Source organism: Candidatus Kryptobacter tengchongensis, from assembly GCF_001458555.1.
Classification (GTDB): domain Bacteria; phylum Bacteroidota; class Ignavibacteria; order Kryptoniales; family Kryptoniaceae; genus Kryptonium; species Kryptonium tengchongense.
Genome location: NZ_CZVH01000082.1, coordinates 1 through 8,788 on the forward strand (window position 1 = coordinate 1; position 8,788 = coordinate 8,788).

The 8,788-nt window shown below is 35.3% G+C and carries 7 protein-coding genes and 1 pseudogene; all 8 read left to right on the plus strand.

From position 1 onward, the window contains the following. The first annotated feature begins 205 nt into the window (after positions 1-205). Positions 206-1,554, plus strand: a pseudogene (locus AT685_RS08630) (SLC13 family permease). Positions 1,555-1,695: 141 nt separating this feature from the next. Further along, on the plus strand, positions 1,696-2,547 hold the full coding sequence (gene cas6, locus AT685_RS06770; protein ID WP_072152048.1) for a CRISPR-associated endoribonuclease Cas6: 852 nt from the start codon (positions 1,696-1,698) through the stop codon (positions 2,545-2,547). A gap of 13 nt (positions 2,548-2,560) precedes the next feature. Further along, the gene (gene cas10, locus AT685_RS06775; protein ID WP_159420499.1) at positions 2,561-5,119 is read left to right on the plus strand and encodes a type III-A CRISPR-associated protein Cas10/Csm1; all 2,559 of its coding nucleotides are present in this window, start codon (positions 2,561-2,563) and stop codon (positions 5,117-5,119) included. A gap of 2 nt (positions 5,120-5,121) precedes the next feature. After that, a complete protein-coding gene (gene csm2, locus AT685_RS06780) occupies positions 5,122-5,526 on the plus strand; it encodes a type III-A CRISPR-associated protein Csm2 (protein ID WP_072152050.1) in 405 nt (134 codons plus the stop codon). A gap of 29 nt (positions 5,527-5,555) precedes the next feature. Further along, entirely contained in the window at positions 5,556-6,263 is a 708-nt protein-coding gene (gene csm3, locus AT685_RS06785) for a type III-A CRISPR-associated RAMP protein Csm3 (protein ID WP_072152051.1), read from the plus strand. Beyond that, positions 6,260-7,204, plus strand: coding sequence for a type III-A CRISPR-associated RAMP protein Csm4 (gene csm4 / locus AT685_RS06790; RefSeq protein ID WP_072152052.1), 945 nt, complete (start codon positions 6,260-6,262; stop codon positions 7,202-7,204). Before csm3 ends, csm4 begins: the two co-directional genes overlap by 4 nt. Position 7,205: 1 nt before the next feature. Continuing rightward, positions 7,206-8,282 carry a type III-A CRISPR-associated RAMP protein Csm5 gene (gene csm5 / locus AT685_RS06795; protein ID WP_072152053.1) on the plus strand — a complete coding sequence of 359 codons (1,077 nt, stop codon included), beginning with the start codon at positions 7,206-7,208 and terminating at the stop codon, positions 8,280-8,282. Positions 8,283-8,305: 23 nt separating this feature from the next. Beyond that, the coding region (locus AT685_RS06800; protein ID WP_143713167.1) for a hypothetical protein at positions 8,306-8,788 on the plus strand (483 nt) is incomplete at its 3' end.

Consider the following 8,788-nt stretch of genomic DNA (forward strand, 5'->3'; position numbering starts at 1 on the left):
TAGGCAATTGGAAATGGAGTTTGACAGAATTAGGGGAATTGTTGGGCTTTTTCTTGGTTTGTTGCTTTTCATAATCATAATTCTTATCCCAGTGCCTCAGGCATTTGTTTATTATGCAAGTCAAAGAATTAACACTTCTGACATAACTCCTGAGGTTTTAAAACTTTCATATAGTATGAAGATCGCCCTTGCGCTTTTAGTTTTGATGATAGTTTGGTGGATAAGTGAAGCAGTTCCGATCCCAATTACATCTCTTTTGCCAGGGATTATTTTACCACTTTTTCAAACATACGGATTGCAGGATGGCAAATTGGTTGAATTAAATGGTAGAAATGTTTTTTTGAACTATGCAAATCCGATAATTTTTCTTTTTCTTGCCAGTTTTCTAATTGCTGGCGCGTTGCAAAAGTGGGGTCTTGATCAGAGAATTGCTCTTTGGATTTTAACTCGTGGAAACATCAGCAAAAGCCCAGGTAGAATTTTGTTTGGACTGATAATTGCTTCCGCTTTCATCTCGCTTTGGGTTTCAAATACTGCAACCACTGCCATGATGCTTCCCATTGGGCTTGGGATATTGAGCAGGTTAAATGTTGATTTGAATTCAAAATATGGCAAGGCTGTAATGCTTGGAATAGCTTTCGCTTCATCAATCGGTGGGGTTGGAACTATAATTGGAACACCTCCAAATGGAATTGCTGTTTCAATCCTTGCAAAAGAGAAAATCGCTCAGATAAATTTATTGAATGGATGAGCTTTGGGGTTCCATTTGTGATATTCGCATTGCCGATATTGTGGCTTGTTTTAAAAGTGGTTTTTAAATTTGATGTCTCCTGTGGCGATGAAGTAAGAGAAATACTAATCAATGAAAAGAATAAACTTGGCAAATTATCAAAAGCTGAAAAATTAACACTTTTTGGCTTTGCTTTAACTGTTTTTCTTTGGATTACAAATCCATTCTGGAACTTTATCCCTTTCATTGGCGAGAAGCTCAGTTGGTTTGATGAATATTTAATTGCAGTCTTTGGAAGCATTGTTTTATTTGTTTTTCCAGTTGACCTGTCAAAAAGGAAATTCGTCCTTGATTGGGGTGATTCAAAATATGTTGATTGGGGAACTTTGCTTTTATTTGGGGGTGGGATAGCTTTATCCGACGCCTTGTTTAAAACTGGTCTTGCAAGTGTGATCTCAACGGAATTTGTAAAATTTTTCGGACATCCATCACTTTTTGTCATCATTTTCGTAATCGTAATTTTTATGGAACTTTTAACTGAGGTCACATCAAATACTGCTGTGACTTCAATGATGGTGCCGATTTTGATTTCAATTTGTTCTGATCTTGGCATCAAAGCCCAGCTTGTTGTTTTGCCAGCAACAGTTGCAGCATCAATGGCTTTTATGTTGCCCGTCGCAACCCCACCAAATGCAATAATCTATGGGACTCGCTATGTGACATTGAAGGATATGATTAAAACAGGGTTTATACTTGACTTTATGATGTGGCTTTATGTTTCTTTCTTCTTTTATATCGTGGGTAAAATTGGGCTGATCAGATGAAAACAGGAAAGGTTTTGATGAAAATTTGCAATTTTGTTTATTATTTATTATATTACCAGTTGAAAATGTGAAATATGGTTTGAAGCTGGGCATTTTTAAAGTTCTTTAGATCATATGTAAGACGGGGTAAAAAGGGGAGGGGTGAAAAATAAAGTCCCAGTTTTTAAAATGCGTTTAGAGGTTAACTTAACTTCGGTTGGGAATAACATTTTAAGTTTAAATTACAATCATTCCGTTGCGGGGTTAATTTATAGAGTTATCTCCTTGCAGTCTAAAAAATTTGCTCGGAGGGTTCATAGCAAGGGGTTTAAATTTAACGGCAAAGTTTTCAAGATGTTTACATTTTCAAAAATCTTTTATTTTGATGGCTCTCATGTTGAAGGTGCATATATTTTAATCCCCGCTAATTCTGAGATTTCATTTTTTATCTCATCTCCTTATGAAGAATTTTTGGAAAACTTTGCCTTCGGTTTAACCAAGGTAAATCGCATATGGCTTGAACGGAGGGATAATCTTTACACTTTAAAATCAGTTGAGGTTGTCTTTGAACCAGAATTATTTAATGGAAATCCGATGGAAGTTATTGAGCTTGACGGTGTCTTCATTTCTCCTCTTGTTGTTTCAAAGGTTGATTCGCTTGGGAAGAGAGTTTTCCTTGGATGTTTTGATGGTGAAGTTCCTTACCTTATTCGCAGTAATTTATTTAAAAAGTTTGAGGCGTTTTATAAATATCAGCCTGATGATGATTTTGAATTTGCTTTTAAAACTGATTATATCGTGAAAAATGACTGGAGGAAGTTAATAACGATAAAAGCAGGGGAAAAGGGTGAAACAAAAATTCGTTGCATGGTTGCTCCCTTCAAATTAAGGGGAACTAAAAGAATTATAAAGTTTGCGTGGGATGTTGGACTTGGGGAAAGAAATTCAATGGGTTTTGGAATGTGGGACATTGCAAAATTACACCATAGAGACAAAACTTCAATTGAAAATTAAAGTATTAGGTGCGATGGATTTAGAAAAAATTAAAAAAGCAGTAATTGTCGCCTCACTTTTTCACGATATCGGAAAATTTTGGCAAAGAGCTGTCCATGGGAACGAGGGATTATCTCCGTCAACTTTGAATCTTGAAGGTGACCTTTGCCCTGAACTCGGTAAATACAGGCATGTTCTATGGACAAGCGAGTTTTTTGAATTGTTTGGAAATGTTTTCCCAATAAATGTATCCGAACAATTGACATCTGATCCGCTTGACAATGTTAAGAATTTGTCTGCAAGACATCACAAACCATTAACTCCGCTTCATTACATAATTCAACAAGCAGATTGGTTAAGTAGCGGTATGGACAGGACAAGAGCAGAAGATATCAAGGATGAAGAAGTTGGGGCTTTCAGAAAAAAGCGACTTATTTCTATTTTTAGCTATGTCAAGGAAAAAGGTGAAAGCAAGGAGAATTGGGTTTATAAATTAACTTCTCTTGAACCTACTGAAGATGTTTTCCCTGTTGTTGAGAGAGAATCGTATGATTTAACCGATGAGTATAAAAATTTGTGGGATAGATTTATTGCTGAGTTTAAAAATTCCTCGGTTTTGAGCAATCATTTTAATATATGGATTGGGGCAGTTTTGGGACTACTTGAAAAATATACTTGGTGCATTCCAAGTTCAACCCGTGATTTGCCCGATGTTTCGCTTTACGATCATCTGAAGACGACATCTGCGATCGCACTTGCCCTTGTTTTATATCACCATGGGAAAAACACATTAAATTCAACAGAAGCGATAAAAAATCGTGAGGAGAAAAAGTTTCTTTTTGTTATTGGCGATTTGAGCGGTATCCAAGATTTTATATATTCTTTGTCGGCTACAAATGTAAAGGGTGCAAGTAAGATTTTAAGAGCGAGGTCGTTTTATTTACAAGCAATTGGTGAAGCGGCGGTTCATTATGTTCTTGATAAACTTGGATTGGCGCCTGTTTCGGTAATTATGAATGCAGGTGGTCGTTTTATAGTTCTTGCCCCAAATCTTGAAGATGTAAAATATAAGCTGAGGGAAATAGAAATTGAAATTGCCAATTGGCTATTTGATGAATTCAACGCCAAAATTTCGCTTAACATTACCTATGATGTTGAGGTTTCGGGCAGTGAGTTGATGATGGGTAATTTTGAGAATGTGCTTGGGTCAATTCAAATTTCAGCGGAGAGAAAAAAGAGGAAGAAATTTCTTGAAGTTCTCAAAAACGGGCAGAGTTTTATTCTTGATAGATTGTACGATGAATTGAGAAAAAATGGACATTGTAAATTTTGCGGTGAAAATCCAGCAGTTGAAACTATACCAGACGAAACGGGTAAAGCTGTGGAAATATGTAAGCAATGTAAAACATTTCAAGCGCTTGGAAAATGGTTAACAGAGGTAGATGCAATTTCATATACTGCGAATAATCCTTCAAACACAGGGAGAAATATAAAACTTTTTGGGAATGTTTACCTTAATCTGCATAAAATAAAAGAGATAAACATCACAAGCGATTATTATTATCTTGAGCTTTTTAAAAGGGAAGAAGGGTTTGTTTATCCTGTAAAGTTTTTGGCTAATTATGTCCCTGTATGGAGAAAGGAAGATGAGATTATCTTTGACTATGTCCACGAGATTGAGCAGACATTTAAAGACGCTCTGGGCAGGGTGAAAACATTCGGGGAGCTTGCAGAGCTTGGGGTTATTTATAGTGAGAATGGAAAGATTGAAAAAGAAGGCAAAGCGATGATCGGGATTTTGAAAGCAGATGTTGATAATCTCGGACAAATTTTTTCGGGGAAATTTGCGAAAAATTTAAGTATTTCAAAGTATGTGACACTAAGCCGAAGTTTTGATTTTTATTTTGCTGGTTATCTAAATCACCTGCTTGAAACAAAATATAGAAATATATATGTGATTTACTCAGGCGGAGACGATCTCGTCCTTGTTGGAGAATGGAAAGAAATAATTCAAGTTGCAGAGGAGGTTTATAGAAAGTTTAGAGAATTTACAACATGGAATAAAAATATAACTTTAAGTGCTGGAATTGCTCTTATCGGACCGAAATATCCAATCAACAGAGGTATTTTAATGGCGGATGAGTTTCTTGAGAAATCAAAGCAAAATAAAGATGGGGCAAAGAGTAAAGATAGTTTAACGATCTTTAATACAACTATAAGGTGGGAATTTTTGCCGAAGCTTTGGGAATGGAGAAACTATTTTGAGAAGTGGCTTACCTCAAAGGAATCAAAGGTTAAGACGACATTTATGCATAGATTACTAAAATATCAGATGATGGCAAGGGAATATTACGAAAATAGGGACCCCAATGGTTTGAGGTTTACATACCTTTTAAAATATGATGTGGCAAGAAATCTTATTGAGAGGAAAAATGGGAAAATTGTTAAAGGGCGAGAAGAGATGGAAAAATTATTTGAGCTTGTGGAGAATAATTTAAAGGAAGGGTATAAAAAACTTTGGCTTACACTTAACATTCCAATTTTCTATGTTCTCTACAAATATAGGGGTAAAAAACTAAAAGGAGGAGATTAAAAATGGAAGAAAGATATTTTCTGAGAAAAACAAGCGATGGAAAGTGGGTGATCAAGGAAGAGATGTTGACAAATGAGGCTCAAAAATGGGCAGAGAAGTTCATCGGGAATAACCCGAAGAATCCTGAGTTGAAAAGTTCGCAGTTAAGGAAGTTTTACAACGAGGTCAGGGGACTTGCTGACAGAGTTGAAGGGGAGGGTTTTGAAAGGGTTAAACCTTTGATTAGAATGCTTAAGGCAAAAGTGCATTACCAGAAAGGACGCAAGCTTGTTCCACAGGAGTTTGTTAATTTTATCTCTAAATGTGTAGACGAGGTGAAGGATGAAACGGATTTCCTTGAGGGTTTTGTCAAGCATTTTGAAGCTGTTGTTGGTTATTATTATGGAAAAGTTGAAAGATTTGATTAAGTAAAACAAAAAAATGGAGGTTTAAAACCATGAAACTTGTAAAATATATAGTTATAACGGGGAAAATTAATGTTTTAACAGGGCTTCATATTGGAGGGAGCAGTGATATTATTGAAATTGGTGGAATGGATAATCCCGTATTAAAACATCCATTGACAAATGAACCATATATTCCTGGTTCATCGCTAAAGGGGAAGATTAGAAGTTTACTTGAGTTATCCTTTAATAAAGTTAATAATAATGGTGAAGTTCATAAGTGCGATGATGAAAAATGTCCAATTTGTAGAGTATTTGGCGCTTCGCCAGATAAAAAAGAGCAGGAAGAAGTTGCTAAAAGACGTGGTCCAACAAGGGTTATATTTAGAGATGCTTTTATTGATGATGAATACAGAAGGGAAATGCAGGAAAAGGGGCTTACGGTTTATGATATAGTTGAGGAGAAAACCGAAAATGCTTTAAATCGGATCACGGCAAAGGCAGTTCCAAGAAAACTTGAAAGAGTTGTACCAGGGGTTAAATTTGCATTTGAAGTGGTATATCGTGTCTTTGATACTGGGGATGGTGGCGAAACGGATGAAAAACTTTTTGAGGAGACGATCATGCGGGGAATGAAACTTCTTGAGCTTGATTGTCTCGGTGGATATGGGAGCAGGGGAAGCGGAAAAATTAAATTTGAAGATGTTGAAATAAAAAGTTATTCCCCGGAAGAGTTAAAAATAGAAGTTGAAGTGTCATGAAAACATATAAAATAAACTTTCAAATTAGAAGTCCAATTATCACCCCACTTCAGTCGGATACAATTTGGGGCTATTTTGCTTGGGCGTGTTTTCGTATATGGGGTGAGGAATTTGGCAAAGAATTTATTGAGGCAAATAAAAATGGTGAACCAACACTTGTTTCAAATGCTTTCCCCGAAGGTTATCTGCCAACACCTATAATTGAAATTGAAAGGACTGAAAAAGTTGAAGAGAGAGAGATTTTCAAGAGGGCAAAGAAAAAAGAATTGATAAAATTTGAAAACTTTGAAAGGGTAAAAGATAAGTTAAGTTGGAGCGAATTATTTCAAGTTTTAAGTGATGAAGTTAAATCTGAAGAAAAGGAAAGAGATAAATTTGGGAGGATTCACTCAACCAATATAATGAGGAACAAAATCAGTCGGTTAACTTTTACAACTGGAGAAACAGGAGAATTGTTTGCAACCGAAGAAACATTCTACGAGTCGCGTTTTAAGATGTGGTTTGCTGTTAGAACTAATTTTTTAAACAGGGAACAGTTAGAGAAAATTTTAGCATACATTGAACTTACAGGATTCGGAGCGGATGCTTCAACGGGGCGTGGAAGTTTGAAATTTATATCAATTGAAGAGGATTATAAATTTCCAGAAAGTGAAAATTCAAATGCTTTTATGTCAATTTCAAACTTTATCCCGACGGATTATGACTTAAGTCAGGCTGAAAATCTATGGTATTCAATTTTCACCAAGTATCCAAAAGTTGGTGACTATTTTGCTTTAGTTGATCCCTTTAAAAAACCACTTGTCTTTATGAAAGCTGGTTCCGTTTTTAAAGTAAGAAGTGTAAAGGAGTTTTACGGTTGCATTGTGAGCAATGTTCATTCAAATCCAGAAATAGTTCAATTTGCTTACGCCTTTCCTTTAAAAGTTAGAGTGGAGGTGTGATATGGACAATGTGAAAACTTATAAGGTTAAGTATCAAATTTTGACACCGGTTCACATTGGAGCGGGGCAAGATTTAAGTCCCTTTGATTATGTGATCGTTAATGAAATGTTTCATAGGATAATTGTAGATGAGTTGATCTCAAGTTTAAATCAGGAACAACTCAGGAAATTTTATACTTTTGTTGAAGATGGCAACATAACTGGGTTAAGAAATTTGATTGTTGAAAATTTTAACGAAGAGAAGTTTTCAAAGTATAAAATCAAGGTTTTCCCGAATATAGCGGATAAATATAAAAGAAACCTGAATAACATAAACAATCAACTTTTGATTTCGCCTTTTGTTAGGACAACAGATGATTTTAAACCGTATATTCCTGGAAGTTCAATCAAGGGAGCAATAAGAACTGCGATAATTGATAGCATAGTACAAAGCAAGGGATATAAACCACCGGAAAGTCCAGGGAATAATTCTTGGGAACTTGAGGCTATGGGGGCTCTCTCGCAAAGGAAGGGAAAGGATGAACCTAAACCTGATATATCTAAAGATCCGTTTAGGACTTTAAAGGTTTCGGATGTATTTATAAGCAACGATGTCATGGCAATAGGTGAGGTTTTCAATGCAAGGGTTGATAAGAGGAGAGATAGAATTACAACGGTTGGGATTCAAATGATAAAAGAAGTGCTTTTGGGGCAAATTAATACTGGTAAAATAGTTGAGTTTGAAGGTGAAATAAGAATTGATGAATTTCTACCATCTGTAAGAGGTGTAGCGAGGGAATTAAATAAAGACTTCATAATTCAGTGTTGCAATGAGTTTTACAATGATGAATTTAAGCGAGAGCAAGAGTTTTATAAACTCGCCCTTGATATGCATGATATTATTGATAGGATGAGAAGTTTATTTAGAGTAAATCAAAATGAAAATGAATGCGTGATTAGAGTTGGTCGTTTTTCGGGTGTTTATGCGGTTACAATAAATAATTTTAGAAATCCACACAATAGAAAGTGGGGAAATACAAGGAATCTATTTGAGGGGAAATATCCGATGGGTTGGGTTAAAGTAAAATTTCTTGAATGAAAAATAAATAAAGGTGAAAAAATATGAAGCAATTTCACATAATCAATGTCGGCAATTCACTTCTCACGAATTTTCAAAGAAGCAAATCTGAATTTGGCAAAATCTCGCAGATGGATAGCGATTTCTGGAGAGAAAAAATTGACGATGTCAATTTTATGAATGAAATTTTTGATTTTTTGAGAGCAAATCCAAAGGAAAATTCAGCTGAGATGAATACTTTCTTGAGAATTGTTGAAGGTAAAAACCCACGGGAAATTGAAGTTTATTTATCTGGGACGAACACTTATTCAAATGAAATTTGCGTAAGAACACTTCAAAGGTTTTTAAAATCACAGGGATATTTGGTTTACGATAATCCCACATTTTCTGGATATTTTCTTGAGGCAAGCAGATATGATGAAAAATATGCGGGTGATGAATTCGTTAAAGGTGTTTCTGATATGGTTGATAGGTTTATTTATCTTGCGATTGAGAAGAAGAAACAAGGATATGAAGTCTTTATAAAT

Excerpts from the sequence above, each read along its gene's own strand:
- csm4 (WP_072152052.1), top strand. The coding sequence starts at position 6,260 with ATGAAAACATATAAAATAAACTTTCAAATTAGAAGTCCAATTATCACC.
- csm2 (WP_072152050.1), top strand. The coding sequence starts at position 5,122 with ATGGAAGAAAGATATTTTCTGAGAAAAACAAGCGATGGAAAGTGGGTG.
- csm5 (WP_072152053.1), top strand. The coding sequence starts at position 7,206 with ATGGACAATGTGAAAACTTATAAGGTTAAGTATCAAATTTTGACACCG.
- cas10 (WP_159420499.1), top strand. The coding sequence starts at position 2,561 with ATGGATTTAGAAAAAATTAAAAAAGCAGTAATTGTCGCCTCACTTTTT.
- csm3 (WP_072152051.1), top strand. The coding sequence starts at position 5,556 with ATGAAACTTGTAAAATATATAGTTATAACGGGGAAAATTAATGTTTTA.